14 protein-coding genes are annotated in these 20,601 nt (G+C 44.6%); all 14 read right to left on the reverse strand.

Annotation, left to right across the window (positions count from 1 at the left end; translation table 11 throughout):
* Nucleotides 1-548: 548 nt before the first annotated feature.
* Entirely contained in the window at nucleotides 549-1,979 is a 1,431-nt protein-coding gene (locus UP17_RS20575; protein WP_061464874.1) for a MocR-like pyridoxine biosynthesis transcription factor PdxR, read from the reverse strand.
* 246 nt (nucleotides 1,980-2,225) lie between these two features.
* Nucleotides 2,226-3,797, reverse strand: a complete 1,572-nt coding sequence (locus UP17_RS20580) for a SagB family peptide dehydrogenase (RefSeq protein WP_061464876.1) — start codon at nucleotides 3,795-3,797, stop codon at nucleotides 2,226-2,228.
* 23 nt (nucleotides 3,798-3,820) lie between these two features.
* Nucleotides 3,821-5,764 carry a TOMM precursor leader peptide-binding protein gene (locus UP17_RS20585; protein WP_061464877.1) on the reverse strand — a complete coding sequence of 648 codons (1,944 nt, stop codon included), beginning with the start codon at nucleotides 5,762-5,764 and terminating at the stop codon, nucleotides 3,821-3,823.
* On the reverse strand, nucleotides 5,761-7,707 hold the full coding sequence (locus UP17_RS20590) for a putative thiazole-containing bacteriocin maturation protein (RefSeq protein WP_061464879.1): 1,947 nt from the start codon (nucleotides 7,705-7,707) through the stop codon (nucleotides 5,761-5,763). Before UP17_RS20590 ends, UP17_RS20585 begins: the two co-directional genes overlap by 4 nt.
* A gap of 25 nt (nucleotides 7,708-7,732) precedes the next feature.
* Nucleotides 7,733-7,927 carry a hypothetical protein gene (locus tag UP17_RS27910; RefSeq protein WP_155727402.1) on the reverse strand — a complete coding sequence of 65 codons (195 nt, stop codon included), beginning with the start codon at nucleotides 7,925-7,927 and terminating at the stop codon, nucleotides 7,733-7,735.
* 571 nt (nucleotides 7,928-8,498) lie between these two features.
* Entirely contained in the window at nucleotides 8,499-9,794 is a 1,296-nt protein-coding gene (locus tag UP17_RS20600) for a uracil/xanthine transporter (protein WP_061464883.1), read from the reverse strand.
* A complete protein-coding gene (locus UP17_RS27915) occupies nucleotides 9,791-9,997 on the reverse strand; it encodes a hypothetical protein (protein ID WP_155727404.1) in 207 nt (68 codons plus the stop codon). The genes UP17_RS20600 and UP17_RS27915 overlap by 4 nt, the downstream gene beginning before the upstream one ends.
* 219 nt (nucleotides 9,998-10,216) lie before the next feature.
* Entirely contained in the window at nucleotides 10,217-11,464 is a 1,248-nt protein-coding gene (locus UP17_RS20605) for an amidohydrolase (protein WP_061464885.1), read from the reverse strand.
* A gap of 28 nt (nucleotides 11,465-11,492) precedes the next feature.
* Nucleotides 11,493-12,743 (reverse strand): amidohydrolase, encoded by a 1,251-nt coding sequence (locus UP17_RS20610; protein ID WP_061464887.1) that lies wholly within the window; start codon nucleotides 12,741-12,743, stop codon nucleotides 11,493-11,495.
* A 26-nt stretch (nucleotides 12,744-12,769) separates the two neighbouring features.
* Nucleotides 12,770-14,017, reverse strand: a complete 1,248-nt coding sequence (locus tag UP17_RS20615) for an amidohydrolase family protein (RefSeq protein ID WP_208857032.1) — start codon at nucleotides 14,015-14,017, stop codon at nucleotides 12,770-12,772.
* A 166-nt stretch (nucleotides 14,018-14,183) separates the two neighbouring features.
* Nucleotides 14,184-15,749 (reverse strand): glutathione ABC transporter substrate-binding protein, encoded by a 1,566-nt coding sequence (locus tag UP17_RS20620; RefSeq protein ID WP_061464890.1) that lies wholly within the window; start codon nucleotides 15,747-15,749, stop codon nucleotides 14,184-14,186.
* Between the two features lie 60 nt (nucleotides 15,750-15,809).
* Nucleotides 15,810-17,357, reverse strand: a complete 1,548-nt coding sequence (locus UP17_RS20625) for an amidohydrolase family protein (protein ID WP_081108909.1) — start codon at nucleotides 17,355-17,357, stop codon at nucleotides 15,810-15,812.
* On the reverse strand, nucleotides 17,354-18,868 hold the full coding sequence (locus tag UP17_RS20630; protein WP_061464891.1) for an amidohydrolase family protein: 1,515 nt from the start codon (nucleotides 18,866-18,868) through the stop codon (nucleotides 17,354-17,356). The genes UP17_RS20625 and UP17_RS20630 overlap by 4 nt, the downstream gene beginning before the upstream one ends.
* Nucleotides 18,869-18,934: 66 nt before the next feature.
* A complete protein-coding gene (locus UP17_RS20635; protein ID WP_061464893.1) occupies nucleotides 18,935-20,491 on the reverse strand; it encodes a glutathione ABC transporter substrate-binding protein in 1,557 nt (518 codons plus the stop codon).
* Between the last annotated feature and the right edge of the window lie 110 nt (nucleotides 20,492-20,601).

Here is a 20,601-nt window from a genome sequence, read left to right on the forward strand (position 1 = left end):
CCTTGAACCATTTCAAATTATTCCGATTCTTATCGTATATCGTAGTGTAACTGCATAAAAAACCGTTCCTAATTTAAACATATCAAAAATAAATGGTCAGGTAGATCGCTCTTCTTGTTTACTGAGTAAATATATTAGAAAAAGCCTACTTCTCTATAATAAAAGAACAACCAATTTTAGGACCATCCAATCAAGGGAAATTTCCACCATCCACTTGCTGAATTCTTCCGTTCATATACATAGAAAGGTGCAAAGACTATTGTTTTAGAGATGAGGATGCTTTCTAAACATGATTCTATTCCAAGACTTTAGGCAAAAGGGTTCGATCTAAAAGGTAAAACAAAGTGGATTGGAACGAAAGGCGCGAGACTCCTGCGGGAAAGCGTGGCCAGGGGAGACCCCGCAGGCGCGAAGCGTCGAGGAGGCTCCCGGACCGCCCGCGGAAAGCGAGTGCCTGGAGCGGAAATCAACATCTAAGTTGTACAAGCCATAAAAAGACTGTAGACAAACTCATTGAAATCGAGTTTGTCTACAGTCCGAGAAGATCCTTATAAACTTTTTACAGCCTCTGCAAACCTTTTGATGCCTTCGTGAATGGACTCCTCATTTTCCCTTGCAAAAGTAAAGCGTACATATTCCTTATTAGTACCTAATGTTGAACCAGGAACGTATATGACTCCTCTTTTGATAGATTCCTCTAATAACTTTATTTCGTTCAATGGCACCTTCAGCTTACACCACAAATGAATACCACCATTTGGCGAATAATACTCAACTTTGTTATTCAGAAATTGTTGAAGACTTGATACAATTGCATCCCTTCTTTTTTCTAGCTCCCCTCTTAAGTAGGTAATATGGGTAGGGAAATGCTCTGATTCAAGAAAATCGTTTGCTATCCATTGAGTGAATGAGCCATGACCGAAGTCAACCTGTTGCTTAGCATCAGACAGTCGCTCTATAACTGGTTTCGGTCCTATTATCCAGCCAATTCTTAAGCCAGAAGCAACAATTTTTGACAAAGAGCTTATATATAACACATTTCCGTTGTTGTCCATCGATTTAAGAGTAGAGATTTTTTCCCCAGAAAAGGAAGTTAAACTATAAGGATCGTCTTCTACAATCGGTATTCCATATTCGGATGAAAGCTCTAGAATCCTTTTACGACGGTTGATATGAAGTACAGTTCCTGTTGGGTTTTGAAAAACAGGGTTCAAAAATATCATCCTGATTCGATGTTTTTTATGTAGTGCTAGTAACTCCTCTGGGTTGATGCCATCCTTATCGACCGGTAAAAGAAAAGTTCTTAGTCCTGCTGATTGAAAAATGGGAAGGTTGTAACTGTATGATGGATCTTCCAATACAACGGCATCGCCCGGCTTTAACAAGCATTGGACAACGAGATGTATGGCTTGTTGTGCACCAGAGGTAATTAGTATGGAAGATGGATGGGTATCAATTTTTCTATATTGTTTAACATGATTAGTAATTGTGCCCCTTAAAACTGCATTGCCCTGGGGGTGATCATAACCTAAACTACCAATAAAGGACCTATTCGAAGTGATTTCACGTAAGGATTGGACCGGAAATAAGTCTTCTGATAACTCCCCGCTAGCTAAGTTTATAAGTTTATTCCCTTCCGTTTCTTTACGTATTCTTTGGGTTACCGGCAAATTGGGTAAAAATGAACCAGCTTCGATATATCTATTCCAACTAGGCATACGTTTTCTGTTGATTCCCCATATATCCTTGCTGATCATCGTTCCGCTTCCTTTTTTTCGTTCAACTAACCCATTTGCTTCCAATTCATCATAAGCTGCTACAACTGTACTTCTGTTAACCCCCAGTTCATGTGCCAGGAAGCGCTCAGAAGGTAACGGCTTATCTAGTAAAAATGTTCCATCAGCAATACCACTCTCAATATAACCAGCTATTTGTTTATATAAAGGCTCCTTGGATTTTCTATCCGTTCTCCATTCCATAAGCTACATCCTTTAAATTGGTTTTGTTAAAAGCGTTCCAAATTATTAACTTTATTATCTATTTATTCATTCCCTTAAATGGTAAAACCTTTTATATCAGTATAATCCTCGGCCGGGATTATTGCACACTTAGGATGGAAGCTATAACGTTTTTAAAGTTCCAGTTTTTTGTTAATAATTAGTTTTTCCTCAATAAATAGAAACGGCCTCCATTCTTTAAAAGGAATGAAGGCTATCGTTACATTTTTAACTATGCAAACTTCCCTTCAGCCAGGGACGATTCCGATAATGGCCGATCGGGATTTGGATCAGGCTCGTTTTTCCTTGAGGACCACCACCGAAATTGTAAAGATCATCACACATTTTCACATCAAAGCCGAGCAGCGGGTGCCCGTTCATTCCGAGGGCTGACGAAGCTAGCAGTAATTTCTGAACGAGCATCCCCGCCTCCATTTGCTGGATGCGGTATCCTCTATATCCAAGTTGCGTTTTGGAATGGTCCCGCTCGCCAACTACATGTATGCAGATTGGCACTTGCTGAAAATTCATGATATCGAGGGACATTCCGTATTGCAATCGGAGCCGCTGATCTCCCGATTGTATCTGTTGCAATGTATGTGTCGTGCTGTCGTAATGGTATGCACCATCTTGTATGTCTTCCACATTATACAAACAAGCATATAATGAAACGCGATGTTCATCGTTCCCGTTTTTTCCATCCAAGTCATTTCGATAGGAGAACGAGGCGGTTGCCTCCTGCAGGAGAGAAGCCAGCTGCCATTGACTGACTTTCCCGAGTGCGAAGTCCATTTCAGGTGAAAACCGCTTCCGGCAAACTGATGCCAAGTCATAGGACAGCCGCTTCACGATAGGAAGGGCTACAATATGTCCTTCGGATTTAGTCCCATTCTTCGGACTGATCCGCCGGAATGATTGGGTGGATTCGATCAGGGATGCTGCATTCAGTTTAGTCAGCATCGGAAATTCCCTGATTCTTTGCGACCGAACATAGTGTTCAGGCTGAATGCCCGTCAATTCCGGCAATAATTCTGTCGAAGTGACAGGTCCGTTACCATTACTTTCATCAGCACACCAAAATTTGGTGTCTGCCGATAAGGGGATCACCGCATATGTGCTCTCTTCCTCATCCGAAAGCCCAAGAAGGTGATTGATAGCCCGATCAAGGAATTGGAAGCACACCCCAGCGGCGATTCCAAACCGTTTCGCCACTTCGAGCAACTGTCCAAGAAGCACGCCCGCATCCAGCCCTTGCAGACGGTATGAAAAATTATTATATTTGTAGAAGTTTTTCCAAAACATCGTCGATACAAAAACCGTTCCAAAACTTGCAGACATATCAAATTTTTCACCAAGAGCCTTTGTTAAATATGAATCAAAATCCCCTTCCCGCAACAATACCAACCGGTGGTGTGCCACATCATAATGGTATATGCCAGCAGGTAATCCCTCCATCTTCAAGTACACGTACAATTCGCTTGGATACAAAGCTCCCCCTGATGGCGGAAAACGCCGGAATGACTGCATGAGGTCCTCAGATTCCGAGGAGCTCGATACCTGACTAACTTGGGTCAGGCCATATGCATACCAGAGGAAATGACCGATTCCTTTAAGGTCCTGTTTTGAAGGCCCGCTGCAACCCTCCAGCGTCAGCGGCACCTCCAGTGATAGCGGAAAAACAGGCAAGTCACGGTAAAGCTTATACGTCAGCGGTGCATCATCCCAATCCACTTCCCAATCCGGCGGACTTGCCTTTTCGATATCAAAATGCAAATTGTGCAAAAATGCTTCTAGACTCATCCTCCAACCTCCTAAATCACCGCTTATGGAAAAGGATGCGGATGCGGATTGAGCTGTTCGAATTCAAGCCGCCGTTCAGCATATCCAAGTTCCATCGGAACCCTCAGTATTCTCTCAAGCCCCGTTATGCGGGTAAGATGATGGCCGAATGTCATCGGCAGCATCCCCGGTATCAGCACTTTCACGCAATGTAATCCATTTCGTGCAATTTCCGGTGTCGTCTGATCCACCACAATCACCTCGAGTTGCAATCGGCGAAACTCCTGAAGAATGTCCTGCAGATCATCGGTCAAGTCCGCATGCTTTGGCATTTGCTTGAATTCTTCATCAAACGTCCGCATTGGACGGTCATCATCCAGCAGAAACTGCAGTCGCTCTTCCGCTTCCGGCAAACCGTACAGCATGCCATGATCATCCATTTTCCGTACCAGTGAAGAATCATGCAGCATTTTCTCAACCTCATCCAGATTCTCTTCCAAATTAACGTCAAGTGTCAGCATCATGCCAGCCAACTCGAAGACCGCGCTTTTCACGGCCCGGATCGGGTCCAGATGGGCCCCTGCCGCACATATGATATTCAATCCTTTTTGTTTCCTGTTTTTAGCCAACGCCCATACGCTCGGGATACCATGTTCCATGGTCGAATTAAACAAATGGATATCATACCCTGCTGCCGCCCTCGCCCTGTCAATCATCAATTCCAGTTCTTTATCATTTGCAGAATAAGGGTCAAGACGTGTTAGAGGCAGCTGCGCATACCAGGTCAGAAGAAACGAATCACGTTCGACCACTTCCATGATGCCGTAGAAAATGGCCTCCTCCAAACTCCCCCCTAAAGCACAGCCATTGGAAGTTTCATAGACAAACCCATGACCGCAGCCCAAGCTGTAATAGGAAAGCAATTCCGGGACCAAGATCGGCCGCTCTTGCAAAAATGAGTGGCCCCATACCCAATCTATCGAGCGGTCAGGATTAAACGGTTGAAACGGGAAATCCCGCTGTGCATAATTTTCCTTAGAGTGTACCCCTATCCTGATCGGATCGAGCGCAAATTCCTTAAGGTTGTTGTAACTGTCATGTATGACTGTCCGTTTGCCGCGGGGCTCCATACCGCAATACCTTTCCAATCCCTCCAATATGGCCGTCATCTCACTGGCCGCATATGAGAGAGTACGGCCTGCCGCCCCCTCATCTCCTATGAATAAAGGCAAATTAACACTTACATCGGCAAATGGCGGCACAAGGTCGATCATTTTATTATTCAAGAAACCTGTGCGATGGTCCAAGTAATCCTTGGCCAGAACTTCATTCAGTTCTTCCATTGAACGGGTACGGTAACTGTCGGGACTGATTTTCGGGCTTGGCTGTAACGTAATCCTGGCACGCTCCTTCGAGTCATCAGGTAATGTTGAGCAAACCAGACACAATGGGTCTGGTAAAAATGAGTGCCACGAGCCATTCAGCGTTTTCAAGTTGATGATTGATACACGCCCTTCCGAACAGGCGCGTTCTCCTTTCATCGCCTTCCTTACCTCTGCCCCAATCAGGTGTGCCATCTGCAAAAGGCCTGTGCGTGATGCAGCCGCATCACGATCCATCCCCCCATTTTCCTCCAGCTGTTTGCGGATTTCCCACATTTCTTTTCGATCACGCCCAGCCATGAGATGCCTTTGGTCCGCACATTGTGAGCAGCCAGGAACATCCGGGTGCACCAACGGACCTATCACTCCCTCTCCAAATGAAATGAACCCCCGCAGCCATGGAATGCCCGCTTGCCTTATCACCTCTTCCGCCTTTAAATGGACAGCTGGATTCCAGGCATCTTGCAGCAGAAGGACCATAGCCGTCGTTTGCGGTATTCCTGCCTCGAAATCGGTTTGGCGATTCACCTGATATTGGCCGGACAGGTCCCCATGAACATGGTCGGCCAGCACTCCTTCCCCGACAACCAATACGTCAGTTTTCACCCTGATTCCTCCTCTCGCAAAAGCACCCCAAACACTCCTGCCATTTCTTCCTTCAAGAAAGTTTCCAGTTCTAATTCGAAAACGAAGATTCGCTTCTTATTCTTCTTCAAGACTTGAATGGCGGACTTTAATATCTCGGAATCCCCCGTCACCCCGCACGAAGGAATCACAAGATTCAAGGGCTTTTCTTCCTTAAGAACAGGCGATGCCACTAAATCTGGAGCTGTGAGGCAAATGGTCTGGTTTTGGACTTTCATGACGGCCTTTTGCAACGCGTTCCGTAATGCGATCGTTACATTCAAACCGACAGCTCCGGACCAGCCGTCGCTCGTTCCTGCCCAAACTACCGGGAAACCAGACACTTCCTCACCCAACGCGATGATCGGATCTCCTTGCAGCCGGGTCAACGCTTGTAAATAATACCGGCAGCGTTCATCATCCACCTCTGCCAACTGCACTGCCACAAGATTCTCCTGGTTGAGCTCCTTATTTCCAAACTCTGTATCCAAACTGCTTTGCAACCCACGGCAAGCACATTCAGCAAATGTTTCCCCTGCTCCGACACCGATGGATTCCTTTATTTCGCCTGCTCCTTTAAGCGGAGATAGAGTCGGTACGAGCTGGCTGAGTGTTCGGGATACATATGCTTCAACCCCCGCCAGGCCGGTTTCCCTCCTCGCTTCCTCATGCGTCAGATCTGAACGGATAATATCAGGCAGAAGTTCGGCCGGGCCGGACGACAACGGATCAACAACCTGAACGCGGCATTGAGCCAACGGCAGCTGTTTTAAATCTCCCTCCTCCCAACTATGAAAGATCCCGGATTCCGCCGATGTCAACCGGCTGAAATACATAAACACTTTCCCAGGCTCACCCCTGCCCGATTTCTGTTCGAGCATCTGATCAAAATCTTCAATCCATTTAGCGGCCCCTTTTCCCGTCACCTCCGGATGTGGAATGAATGGATGCCATTTTCCCTCCAATGTTTCCATATCCAACAGATAGAATTGATTGGCTTGTTCTGCTGTAGTAACACCTGTAGCCTCTTTAAACCACTCGAATACCATTATATTGGCTAACATCGCTCCGGCTGTGGAGGAAAAAGAAGCAGACGCCTGATTCTTTTCCAGCACAGTTTGATGTAAACGATGCCACGCTGACTCCCAACACCCCTTGGAATCAGGATGGACAAGCGGACCAGCCATGCCTACTTGATTGATGATCAATGCAGGAAACAGGATCTTTTTCTCTTGCCTGCAAACCGAATGAAGTCCTCTTAACTCCTCTATATCACCCTCTTGTGACACATATAAAATCGTGTCAAAAGGCTGCACGATTTCCTGCCATTCAATCTCTTCTCCCTTTTCAAGCACGACCTCCCCTATGGAAACCTCGTCGTCCGTCTTACGCGCATGCGCCACGATTTCATTCAATCTTTTTCTATTGGTCGGTACCGTGTCCGTAATGAAGATTTGGAATGCGGGCAATCCGGATTCCAACAGCGAGGACACCAATGAAAGGAACAATGGGCCAGAGCCTATGGCCAACGCCTTTTTCTTTCGATAAGTTTCAAAACGGTAAGCCCCGGAATCGCCGCAGCTTTCCAGGAACTCGATTTGTGAAGCATACCTTTCAAGTACTTGATTCCTCAATTGATGGGGACTGTCCTGACTTACATCCCGTACAAACCCATTGCCGTACAAAACCTCGGCAATTTCCATCACCCTGTTCCGGTATGGGCCAGGCAATCCATCCGTCAACTCGCTCAATGTATGGTTTCCGTTGAACATCGGTAATAGCTTTTCAATCCACTGGACGATCGAGCCGCCCTCCATACGGAACGAACTTATGTTATTCCTGAAATACACACCTCTATTCGGTTCCGGAAGAAAAAACGTATCTCTCTTCACTTTCAAACGCATAGAAGGGGTCAAATTCACCATTCCGCTCCTCCTAACCCGATGCATTTTAAGTACTGCTATTAGCACAGCACTTCACTTTAATCCTATGTACAACAATTTGTCCCTTATGTCTAATGCTATAAAGAAAAGTCCCTGCACATGCAGGGACTTCCTTTAGAAAACCTGGATACTTAACCGCCGCAACGTCCGCAACGACCGCCGCAACCGCCGCAGCGACCACAACCTCCGCAACGGAACCCACAACCTCCACAACCCCCGCAACGACCGAACCCACAGCCCCCAATAAAGCAACCAAGGCAACCAAAACAACCAAAACCGAAACCTAAACCAAACTGACGAGAATCTTCCATTGGTTGCTGATATTGATCCCAAAGAACTGGCTGGCTTACCTGAAAATCGTCTACATTCAACATTTGAAGTTGATTTTGAAACTCATACATTTATATAACCTCCATATATTCATTGAGTGAATACTTATTACAGAAAAGGAAATAGGCTCAAGATAATCTGGGAACCCACACCACATCAAGTACTCCCTTCAACAAAATATGTAAGGGGAGTGGGTATTGCTACTGAAGAAAAAGCCTATTTTCACCAAATACCCATTCACGACGAATGCCTGATTACCATTAAAATACAAATAAAAAAAACAGAAAACCAGAAGGTTACATCCTTCCGGCTTTCATGCACACCTCTTTAAATTAAGGTTCTTACAAGTCACTTGCCTTTTCCTCTTCCTTATTTCAATGGAGGATCATTTATGTATAGCCATATCGATCGGTCGTCAGGATATGCTTAAATGGAAAGTCACCTTAATTCTGCAGTTGTTCATAACGCTTCCAGTTTACTGATTTCTCCAGCACGATAGATATCAATACACCCATTATGAGCCCATTGGTCAAAAAGGGCTGTAAAAGCGTGGGAACGCCCGAAAATGCATTAGGCAAGATATTCATCAAACTCACTCCGACCAATACTGGTACGGCAAGCCTGAATATCGTGTCTGAAGTAAAATGCTGACCCTTGACGCTGTTGAAAGCCGTGCCAAACAGTTGAAGGTAAGCGACGAACAATACAGCATTCCCGACTGTTATGGGCATGGTGGCCAGGAAAGAGATAAAAGGAGGAATGAGTCCGATTATGGTCAACAGCATGCCTCCAAATAAGAACGGCCTCCGCTCATAGATTTGAGTACTTTGCAAAAATCCAATGGATGAAGTAAAAGGTGTATACGGAACAAGGCCAAGCACAGGAGCGAAAATGGTAAAACCGCCAGTCATTAATAAAGAATTTCGATACTGCTTGTGGTCAGCTTCATCCCCCATTAACTCGGATGCAGCTTGAATGGAAGCGAACGTATTACACAAATTCAGTAATCCTGCAAAAAAAGAAATCGCTATTATCCCGAATTCCAGGTTTGGAACACCTAATGGGAAAAATGAAAAAGAGGCACTCGCCGACCCCATTTCTCCCCCAGCCTCAGGAAATAGCAGCGAGTAAAAAATCCACCCCACTATTATCCCGATCAAAATGGAGAAATTGCTAATGGTCCTTGGTCCTTTTATCTTTAATATACTTACTAAAAAGACAATCCCCAATGACAGAATACTGACCGGGATGTTAATTTCCCCATCCTCCGTGATCCCGAGCATCCCCTTAAAAAAGACAAAAATGAGCTGGAACGTCAGAAGGAATAAGTAAACGGTCATGACCATGGGAGTGAAAATCTTCTGGACATAAGAAATCAGGTTGAAGGCAGAAATAATGATGGTCACTACACCAGCTGCAATGAGGCCAGTCGCTATTCCCCCTCCTATTTCAGCATAACCGAGCCCTATGGATGGTGCAGATAACCCTAAATTCAACATCACTCCCCACAGTAGTCCGGAGTGCCCTTCCATAATAGGATACTTATGTCCCTTCCACCCCTGAATCACGCAAGCGATCCCGGTGAAAATGAGCGAGCTTCTCATGGTCATTTCCGTAACATTTGGAGGAAGATCAAAAGCTGCGCCAATCGATATTGGCACTACTACCGTATTTGCAAAAATAAAAAACAACCATTGAAAAGAAGAAAATAGAGTCACAGAAGATCTCCAACTTTTCATAGATTCCATCTCCTTTGAACATGATACTTTTCAAACTCATGGTGAATTTCACTTGTCCTTCCCTTGAAAATGGCGAAAGGACAGCACCATGCTAATAGACGCGGTCCCGGATGGTCCGCTGCTGCATTGCTGGTCACATGATTTATGTCATATGACCTTTGCAGATGCATGAGAAATGATAACGTTCCCAATAATAGTAACAAAGACTGCGGCTCCCTGCTAATTTGTTTGCTTGGATAAAGGATGCAAGGCAGGCAAACAGAGCGTTTTAAAATATAATATTGATAAAGACTGGGAGGGCTAATTCATATAGCCAAAAAAAATCACGTCCACAGCATATAACATATGTAAATAAAAGTACACGGAAGCCGCCAAAAACGAAAAAGGAAATCCGGAAGTATCCAGAGATCCTTAGGTTAGCCTTACAACTCTATTGACTGCTTTTGTTTATACAGTGAACCGGAAACTAAATTCCCCTTGTAAATGACCGCTTTACGTTCAGAACGCCTCGCAACCGCTTCTGCAGAACAGCTCGCGTCAATCAATACTAAGCTTGCAGCATCCCCAGCTTTCGGCCATATTCGGTTACCATTTTCATCTAATGGAGTTTTTCCGCCCGTTATATACCCAAGTGTTCGAGATAGGGAGACTTCATCAATCCATTTGAAGCGTTCCGCCAGCCTGCCGGCTCTCTCTAAGATGTCGCCATTCCCTAGAGGTGACCATACATCAAAGATATTATCATTACCTACTGATACTTCAACCCCTCTTTCATGTAATAAATCGACAGGGGGCATCTGTCTGTTAATGGGGACGCTGGTGACGATGGAAATCCCCGCATCCCTAAGAATGTCAGCCAGCTCATAGGCTTCTTCCTTGGATACGTCCCCTATACCGAACGCATGGCTTAATGCTACCCTGCCTTCCCAGCCTGCTTGCTTGGTCAGAGCTGCCAAACGTTTCATGGTGAACGTGCCCAGGTGGCCGGGATCATGTAAATGCAAGTCCACATCAGCGTCCGCTTCCACTGCTAGATCCATCAATTGCACAAGCGAAGCTTCAATATTGTTATCGACTGATGCTGGATCGACTGCCCCGACGATTCCTGCCCCGTTTCGCAATGCCTCCCTGACAAGCTTGGCAGAACCCGACCGCAACAATCCGTGCTGGGCAAATGCGACGATTTCTGAACTGAGTCTACTAGAATAGCCGGCAAGCGCCTGTTGTACTTGCTCTAAGTTTTGCAATCTCACTTCCGGGTAGATATCAACATGAGTCCGTACATGTGTGGAGCCAGAAGCTAAAAGTATTTCCAGTAAAGACTCTGCACGTTTACATGTGCTAGTTGCAATGGAAGGCAAAACCTTTTTCTCATTTTCAAAGCGTTCAATGACACTCGAGGAAGGAGTGCATGCTCTCCAAGCATCCCCCATCAGTGTTTTATCAAGATGGACATGCTTTTCAATGAAGGAGGGTAATGCCAGCAATCCTTTTGCATCTTCCACTGGTGAATCATTAGGTATGGCTTCCCCATCATTGATAATCTTCGTGATTTTTCCATCCTTCACCAACAGATGAAATAGCCCAGTTATCGTTCCTGTAACTCTTTCATTCTCTTTCCGGTAACCACATTCCAAACGAACATTCTTTAACAAATAGATTGTATTCATGCCCTTCATCCCTTCTTGAAATAGACATTCAATTCGCCTTCAAGGCAGATTCGCAGTCGAGTCCACCGTAAACAAGATTTCCATTGATCATGACTGCAGCGCGCGTCGATCTCCTGGCAACTGCCTCGGCAGCACTTGATGCATCCACAAATACCATACTTGCGTCATTTCCCACATTCGGCCATAAACGATTTCCTTCAGGGTCCAGTGTCTTGACCCCGCCCGTAATGAATTGGAGCGATTGAGACAATCCATACTCGTCCTTCCAGTTGTACCTCTCAGCCAATCTTCCTGCCTTTTCCAGCATATCTCCTGTACCGAATGGAGACCAGGAGTCATAAAAACCATCACATCCGAGAGCAACATGGACACCCTTTTCATGAAGTAAATCAATGGGGGGAATTACCCGGTTTATCGGAACAGTAGACATGATGGCTATTCCTAGGTTTGATAAAATACTGGCCAGTTCATGTGATTCTTCAATAGGGACATCCCCAAGTGCAAAGGCATGACTGACAGCCGCTCTATTTTTCCATCCAGCTTCCTCGATTAAAGAAGCCAGTTTTTTGATCGTATAAAATCCAAGATGACCTGGATCATGTATATGGATATCAATATCCGCATCAAACTCAACGGCTAGATCCACCATTTCATATAGGGAAGCTTCAATATTATTATCCACTCCACCAGGATCCAAGCCTCCCACCAAAGCCGCCCCTTCTTTCATCGCTTGTCTCATTAACCCTTTTGAATTCGTCCTTAGCAGTCCATGCTGGGGGAAAGCCACGATCTCATATGTCATTTTTCCTTTGAAACTACTTAGCGCCTTTTGAATTTCTTCCAAGTTTTTCATACCGATGTATGGGTCAATGTTAACATGCGTCCTTATATGCGTCGCACCGCCTCTTAACAATAGTTCAAGCATCCGTTCAGCCCGGAGTCGCCCAGTTTCAGCAAGTTCAGCAAGCTCTTCCGCTTCTAGTTTTAAGCGTTCCATTAAATTCGGAACCGGAGTGCATGATTTCCAGGGCAGTCCTAAATAGGTCTTGTCCAGATGGTTATGCATCTCTTTAAAAGGAGGAAGTGCAAGCAGCTTTTTCGCGTCTTGAACGGGCATATCCGTTTTCAAAGGCATACTTGAGGCCAATTGCAATTCCTCTATGATCCCATCTTTTATATACATGTTGTATGGAGCTGTCTTTGTTCGAACAATTCTTTCATTCTCAAAAACAAATCCACTATCAAGTGTAACGTTTGTAAGCCAGTATGCTTTATTCATCAAATTTCACTCTCTTTAATAGAAGATTAAACACCTGTCGTCTCGAAAGATGAAATAGATCCGCTAACTACATTGCCCCTGAAGATGACAGCGGCACGCTTTGATCTTCGGGCCACCGCTTCCGCTGAACAGCTTGCTTCAAGCAAAACGATATTCGCCACATCCCCGACATTAGGCCATGCCTTGATCCCGTCTTGGTTTAATGGGGTAGTCCCTCCCGTTATGAATTGCAGGCTTTTAGCTAATGAGCGTTCGTCAATCATGCGAAACCTCTCTGCAAGGCGGCCGACCTTTTCCAGATTGTCCCCAATGCCAAAGGGTGTCCAATGGTCAGTGATGCTGTCATTACCCAGTTCGACTTTCACCCCTTTTTCATGGAGCAGGGGGATGGGGATCGTCCTGAAGATAGGCACTGTGGATGTAATGGATATTCCTGTTTCCGAAAACCTTTCGGCTATACTCGTTGCTTCTGGAACTGAAACATCTGCCAAACCGCTGGCGTGGCTAACCGTTACCCTTCCTTGCCAGCCTGCGTCTTCCGTCATGGAAGCGAGACGTTGCATCGTAAAGAGTCCAAGCTGATCCGGATCATGTAAATGGACATCGATATCGGAATTCGATTCAACCGCGATATCCATGATCGTTTCAAGGGACCGCTCTATATTTTCATCAATTGTGGCGGGATCCACGCCTCCTACAAGATTCGCCCCATACTTCATGGCCTCCCGTAGTAATCCTGCGGAATTTGAGCGTAATAGTCCATGCTGTGGGAATGCGACGATTTCATACGTCAATTTATCCTTATACCCTTCTAACGCTTGAATGGTGGCCTCTAAATTTTTCAGACCTATCACGGGGTCAATGTTACAATGGGTGCGTATATGGGTAGATCCGAAGTCCAATAATAAATCCAGCATTTTTTCTGCTCTTACTTTAGCGGTAGGCAATAACTCGGGAAGTAAGACCTGCTCTTCCTCTATCCGGGTTTTCACGCCATTAATGGCAGGCATGCAAGCCTTCCAAGGTCCGCCATAGTACGTTTTATCAATGTGAATATGCATTTCTTTAAATGAAGGGACCATCAGGAGACCGTGAACATCATGCTGTGGGTCCTGATCTGTTATCGATTCCTTCGCTAATAAAATGGATGATATTATTCCATTTTCAATCTTAATGTGGTAATTTCCCGTTTCAGTACCGGTAATCGTTTCATTTTCATCATAAGTAAAACCATTTTCCAAGCGTACATTCGTCAACCAATACGATTGTGACATTAAACTCACCCTTCCATTCCAGATTGAACATGCGTCCCTTTCATTATAATTCTTAAGATCATCTAATAATTTCAGAATTTTTACTCTTTTTTATGTTATTTTTACTTATTGTGCCAAAGAAAAAAGGCTCACCCTAATGGATGAACCCTTTCTTCTTATCTCCCCATCACTTTATCGTTACTTCATTTATTTCCAGATAGCCTGAAGGACTGATTGAAAACCCTTTTACACCTTTCGAGACTGCGGCAACATTTTCAATGACCCTTACAGGAATATATGGGGTATCACTCATCTCAATCTCTTGTGCTTCTGAGTATAGGTCTTTGCGTTTTTCTTCGTCTTTTTCTTTACGGGCAGCATCTATTAAATTATCAACCTTTGGATTGCTGTAAAAGAAGGTATTTCCAGCCGCTCCCTGTGATTCCGTATGAAATAGATTATATTGATTATAATCGGCATCCCCGGTCGCGTTTCTCCAACTGATGATGAACATTTCCGATTCCCCTTTATTTACTTGTTCAACGAACGAACCGTACTCCATGACCTGAACCTTCAAATGGATCCCGATACCTTTTAACTGTGATTGAAGTACTTCTGCCAAATTAACTCTTTCTTTACTATCCATTGTTAGAATAGTCGCATCAAGACCTTTAGAATAACCAGCTTCAGCCATCAATTTCTTTGCTTCTTTAAGATTGTAATCATAGGTTTTCAGATCAGCGTCGTACCCGAATACCTTAGATCCCATTAAGGAATTTGCCTTTACACCAACATTATTAAAGACACCCTTAATAATGGAATCCATTTCAATGGCATGGGCTATGGCTTTACGAACACGGACATCATTAAACGGTTCTTTATTTACATTAAATCCTATATATTCGGTACCATACCCTTCATTGCGGTAAACATCCATAGCCGCTGAGGATTCTACCTGGTCCATGACAGCTACAGGAAGAGGTTCTGCAATATGTGCTTCTCCCGTTTCTATCATCGATATCCTCGTGGAATCTTCAGGGACGACCTTGAAGATAACTTTGTCCACCTTTGGCTTGTCTCCCCAATAATTTTTGTTTTTCATCAATGTAATTTCTTGGCCTGGTGACCATGAATCAAAAACGAAAGGACCTGTTCCATTCGGCTCTTGGATAATTTTTTTTCCGTACTTTTCAATCGTTTTTGGACTGATGATTCCGCCTTCGTGATTCGCCAAGATGGAAAGCAGCGGGGAAAAAGGTTCCTTCAGAATGAATTGCACGGTATATTCATCAACCGGTTTCACTTCTTTTACCATATCGAATACTACCGCTCTAGGAGAAGCGACCAACGGATCCAATAGTCGATCAAACGTCTTTTTTACTGCAGCTGCATTAAATGGTGTGCCATCATGAAACGTTACATCATGCCTAAGCTTGAACTCCCAGGTCGTGTCATTTATTTGCTTCCATTTTTCGGCCAGCATAGGCTGTATCTCACTATTCTCATCACGCTGGACAAGACCTTCATAGATTTTATGGTGAGTGACGCTAGCGGCGTTAATCGTGGACATGAACTGCTGATCCAAATTCTCGGCGTCGGATAAGCGGGCAATGACCAGTGTACCCCCTTCGTTTGATGCTTTGTTCGGATCACTTGCTGTTGTGCTTACGTCATTGTTAGAAGAACAGCCAGTAATGATGATAACCATGAACATGATTAGGAAAAGCTTTCCTGCCCCACGCTTCAATCCCATGGACTTCGACCTCCAGATTTCATTTTTTGAACACTTATCTAATTATAGGAAATATTCTGACTATTTATTTTGAAAATCTTTACTATGTTTTTCATTTTCTTTACTTGTTTTCGTAAATTGTTTTCTCGCTTTTGCATCGCTTATCGATTCCACGATCTTAAATGATGGCTTAAACAATTCTTTCTCGGGAAGCTTCTGATAATCTCTTTCCAGATATCCTCTTCTCATCTTATCAAAATACTTTTGCCCCTTATATTTGATTTCTTTTAAATCAAGATTGGGGATTTTTTGATCCTTCATGACTACTTTTCCATTTATGATGGATAATTTAACGTCCCTCCCAGACCCACTTACGAACATGGTCCGAATGGGATCATCGATTACGCCCATATGATATCTGTCCAAATCAATCGCAATGATATCAGCTTTTGCCCCTGCTGCAATGCGGCCAAGATCGTTCCTGCCAAGAAAAGCAGCCGCATCAAGTGTGGCTGACCGAAAGAAATCGGCATAGACAGAGCCGTCCGTTTCTCCTTCCACCATCCGTGAGAGCATGCTCCCTATCCTTACGTTCTGGAACATATCCGGAGGGAAGGTGTCCGTTCCAAGGGCTATATTGATCCCAGCCCTTTTATATTTAGCGAATGATTCTAACGCTTCCCCATGCCTCCCGATAATCAGGGGGCAATGAATCACCGTTGTATTCGTTTCTCTTAGCAGCGCCAAGTCATCACCCTGTCCATATTTCGCTCCACTGTATCCTGAAACAAAGTGGGCATGCGGGATCCCTGTTCTTGGACCGAGAAAACCAAGGTCGTACAAATATCTGATTGGTGTAACATGATGGGCCTCCCAGATGGTGTTGAATTCAAAACTTCCTTGTGCGGCATGGAGCTTAATCGGGACATCCAATTTTTCGCTGTAATATTTGATCTGTTTTAATTGCTCTGCCGTTTGGGACTCTATACGTTCTGGAGCGAGCATCCCTCTGACCATGCCTCCATGGGCTCCATCGAATTTTTCTACAAACTCCACCGCTTTTTGCAATCCCGCTTCACCGGCTTTTTCATCCCAATGCAGTTTTATATTTCCGTTAGGCTGGACGACTCTCATTCCTGATTGGAAACTCGGGCCCAGGTAAATCCTTAACCCCAATTCAGCTGCATGTTTTGCCGCAGCTGCCAATTCTTCATAGGTTTCGGCCCAGCTTTTATAAAAAACGGAAGTGATAGGCATGGCCGTCGTCACACCATGAAGAATGAGTTGTGAATAAGCATATAAAGATTTAAAGGATTCTTCTTCCTCGGTCATTAATTCGGGATGTCCGCTTTGTATATGATTCTCTGACCAGAGAAGGTTTTTCTGTCTGTCCGCACCGGCTTCAAAATGTAAAATATCATGGTCAATGTCCCCTAATGCATTTAAATCTATGAACCCAGGACTGATAATGGCGTTACCGGCATCCATTACCTCGTCCACTTCTTCATTGTAATTTTTCCCTACATACAGTATCGTGTCTTTTTCATAAACGATCTCTGCGTTTTCCAAAATGACATGATCGCACCCATCATACCCAATTACATATCTTCCTTTAAGCTTGGTTTTCATCTTATTCCCCTTTCCGCATGGCCGGCAGCGTCTTCGCGTTCGTCATATCGCTTTTCATCTACATATGCCCTGGCGTGTCCCCAGAAATATTTCGTCGGCTGCATGTACTTTTCGAGCCCGGCACGCTTTATCGTTGAAAAGGCCTCCTCATTCGCTTCATCAAGCACTGTACTTTCATGAACGGTCCGTACAATCCTCCCCTCCATGATCAATTTCCCATCAACGATGACATGCTCCACATCATTCGCCACTGCTTGAAACACAAGCCGATGAACATGCATGAATTCAGGGGTCAGATGTGGCTGATGCAGATTGACCGTAATGACATCGGCTTTTTTCCCAATCTCCAGGGAGCCTATTTCATCATCCCAGCCAATGCATTTAGCAGCATCTATCGTGATCATTTCCAACAGCTTGCCTGGGGGTAAATAATAGTAATCCCTTAGGGCTGCCTGGTGAACAAACTGTGTTTTCCTCATTGCCTGGAACATATCGAAACTTGTGGAAGGGGAAGTCCCATCCGTGGAGATTGCCACAGTTGCCCCCATCTCCAATAATTCGGTTATGGGGGTACGTGCATGAACCTGGCCAAATCCAGGTGATGCACTGACGTTTGTACCTGTTTCCGCCAATATTCTTGCCTCATCAAAGGAAATGCCGCGACAGTGCTGTAAATGAACATCTGGACCCAACAAGGCATTTTCCTTATCCTGTATCGCTAAATGAATCATCCCGCCAAAGGCATCAGAGTGTATCCGTGTGTTATATTTCCTGGCAATCTCCCTTATTTTCTTCGCTTGATAAAGATCATGATCATTCAGCCCATAAAGCCTGTCAGGAGATGTGGGATTGGAAGGATCAACGGATGTAACGATGACAAATGGTGTAATGAAGGCTCTCGTGCGGTCTTCATTTGCATGGTTCAGTGCCTCGATTACAGCTTCTGCCCCCTTCAATACTCCTTCATAGGAAACTTCCTTTACCATTCTCTTTCCGTCAATCCACCTACTGAACGAATGTGGCCATGGAGGGTTACAGGGCCCGGTGCAAACCACTTCCCTGATTCCCACTTCGGCGTATGCTTTTGTGTGATTGATGGCGAAAATCGGTTCATCGGATCGTGGCATGGACCCTAAAACGCTCACACCTGTTGTTACACCCGCCTTTAATCTCTCAAGAGAGGAGAGCTTTCCTTCGTAGTACCAAAAGTCATCTGTTACAAAATGTTTATACGTATTTGTCATGATGGGCATCCAAAAATCAATATTCTCCATCGCTATCGTTTTGAACATGGAATGCCCCCCATGACCATGAACGTCTATTAATCCGGGCAATATACACTGATGGCTGCAATCAATGACCTTTACAGCCTCATACTTCAATTGCAGTTTCTCGGTTGCATCAACGGCTAAAATCCTTCCTTGATTTATGGCGATGGCGCCATCCGGCAGAATTCTCCTGTTTTGATCCATGGTTATCACGGTCCCATGGATTAGCAGTAAATCAATCATATTTCCCCTCCTAATTGAGAAGGCAGCATAACATCCTTATGCTGCCTTCCTTTTTTGCTGAATTCCCTACTTCACGGTTACATCATCAAGCATTAAATAATTTGCCGGATTCAGCCAAAGCCCTTTAACCGTCCCTCCATATACGGCCAAGTGCTCATAGTTGCGAATAGGAACATATGGTACTTCTTCCCTTTCAATTTCTTGTGCCTTCGAATATAGTTCCTTACGTTTATCGGCATCCGATTCTTGACGTGCATTTTCAATCAATTTATCCACTTCCTTGTTGCTATAGAATGAACTATTTCCCGCAGCACCTTGGGATTTGCTATCAAAAAGATTGAATTGATTATAATCTCCATCGCCGGTAGCATTGCCCCAGCCGCCTATCGATACTTGGTGCTCGCCCTTAGCGGTCGCGTCAATGTAGGCCCCATACTCAAGGACCTGAATCTTGACCTTAATTCCAATTCCTTTTAACTGGGATTGAATCACCTCCGCCATGTTGATCCTTTCCTTACGATCACTCGTTGTCAGTGTAAACTCCAAGCCATCCTTGACCCCTGCTTCAGTCAAGAGCTTCTTCGATTCATTAATATCATAGTCATAGCCTTTTATATCCGGATCATAGCCAAACACCTTTGGGCTCATTGTTGAATTTGCCCTCGTACCGACGTCGTTATAAACCCCTTTGATAATCGAATCGACCTCGATGGCATGTGCGACCGCTTTACGGACACGTACATCATCGAAAGGTTTTTTCTTAACATTGAAGCTTAGGTATTCAACTGCAAGTCCCTCCGTGCGATATAAATCCATCGTGTCCGATGCTTCGATCCTCTCAATCTCGGTCACTGGCACTTGATCGGTCACATGTGCTTCACCCGTTTCAATCATCGCAATCCTCGTAGCATCTTCAGGTACAACCTTGAATACTACCCCATCAATCTTAGGTTCATCCCCCCAGTAGTCCTCGTTTTTCGAAAGTACGATCTCTTCACCGGGCTTCCACGATTTAAAAATGAAGGGTCCTGTCCCAACGGGGTTTTGGCCTAGTTTATCACTATGCTCCTTAATGGCTTTAGGGCTGATGATGCTTCCTTCATTACTAACTAAAATAGATAACAGTGGAGCATAAGGATATTTCAGCTTGAATTGTACGGTAGTATCGTCAACCACTTTAATTTCTTTGATCATTTCCAATTTACCGGCCTGCGGAGAAGCTGTTGCCGGATCCAGTATCCTGTCGAAATTGGTTTTCACCGCTTCGGCATTGAATGGAGCTCCATCATGGAACTTGACTCCCTCTTGCAATTTAAATTCCCAAGTGACATCATCCAGTTGTTTCCACTCTTTTGCCAGCAGCGGCTTAGGATCCATGTTTTTATCAGGAACGACCAATGTTTGATAAACCTTTTCATAAACGACGTTTGCTGATGGAATGTCTGTTATGAAGTGAGGGTCCAGGCTGGTCGCGTCAGATAATCGGGCGACGATTAGTGTACCTCCTTCTTTCGCTTTTCCTTCCGATTCCTTGCTGCCGGTTTGATCTGTTGCACACCCAGATAAAATGGATGAGATGCCTAATAACGATGCGAATAGTACTCCAATCATACCTTTTCTCATTCTATTTCCTCCCTTTTCAACCTGCCTTTGTTTCTCCAAGTAACTTTCAGCTATGAGTACATCGGGCTTACTTCAAATTATAAGAAAAAAAAGAATTTTATATTTTCAGA

Source organism: Peribacillus simplex, assembly GCF_001578185.1.
In the GTDB taxonomy this organism is placed as follows: domain Bacteria; phylum Bacillota; class Bacilli; order Bacillales; family DSM-1321; genus Peribacillus; species Peribacillus simplex_A.

Coding starts and splice junctions, on each gene's coding strand:
- UP17_RS20620 (WP_061464890.1), bottom strand. CDS start 15,749: ATGGGATTGAAGCGTGGGGCAGGAAAGCTTTTCCTAATCATGTTCATG.
- UP17_RS20580 (WP_061464876.1), bottom strand. CDS start 3,797: ATGAGTCTAGAAGCATTTTTGCACAATTTGCATTTTGATATCGAAAAG.
- UP17_RS20600 (WP_061464883.1), bottom strand. CDS start 9,794: ATGAAAAGTTGGAGATCTTCTGTGACTCTATTTTCTTCTTTTCAATGG.
- UP17_RS20630 (WP_061464891.1), bottom strand. CDS start 18,868: ATGATTGATTTACTGCTAATCCATGGGACCGTGATAACCATGGATCAA.
- UP17_RS20615 (WP_208857032.1), bottom strand. CDS start 14,017: ATGTCACAATCGTATTGGTTGACGAATGTACGCTTGGAAAATGGTTTT.
- UP17_RS20605 (WP_061464885.1), bottom strand. CDS start 11,464: ATGAATACAATCTATTTGTTAAAGAATGTTCGTTTGGAATGTGGTTAC.
- UP17_RS20575 (WP_061464874.1), bottom strand. CDS start 1,979: ATGGAATGGAGAACGGATAGAAAATCCAAGGAGCCTTTATATAAACAA.
- UP17_RS20635 (WP_061464893.1), bottom strand. CDS start 20,491: ATGAGAAAAGGTATGATTGGAGTACTATTCGCATCGTTATTAGGCATC.
- UP17_RS20590 (WP_061464879.1), bottom strand. CDS start 7,707: ATGGTGAATTTGACCCCTTCTATGCGTTTGAAAGTGAAGAGAGATACG.
- UP17_RS20610 (WP_061464887.1), bottom strand. CDS start 12,743: ATGAATAAAGCATACTGGCTTACAAACGTTACACTTGATAGTGGATTT.
- UP17_RS20625 (WP_081108909.1), bottom strand. CDS start 17,357: ATGAAAACCAAGCTTAAAGGAAGATATGTAATTGGGTATGATGGGTGC.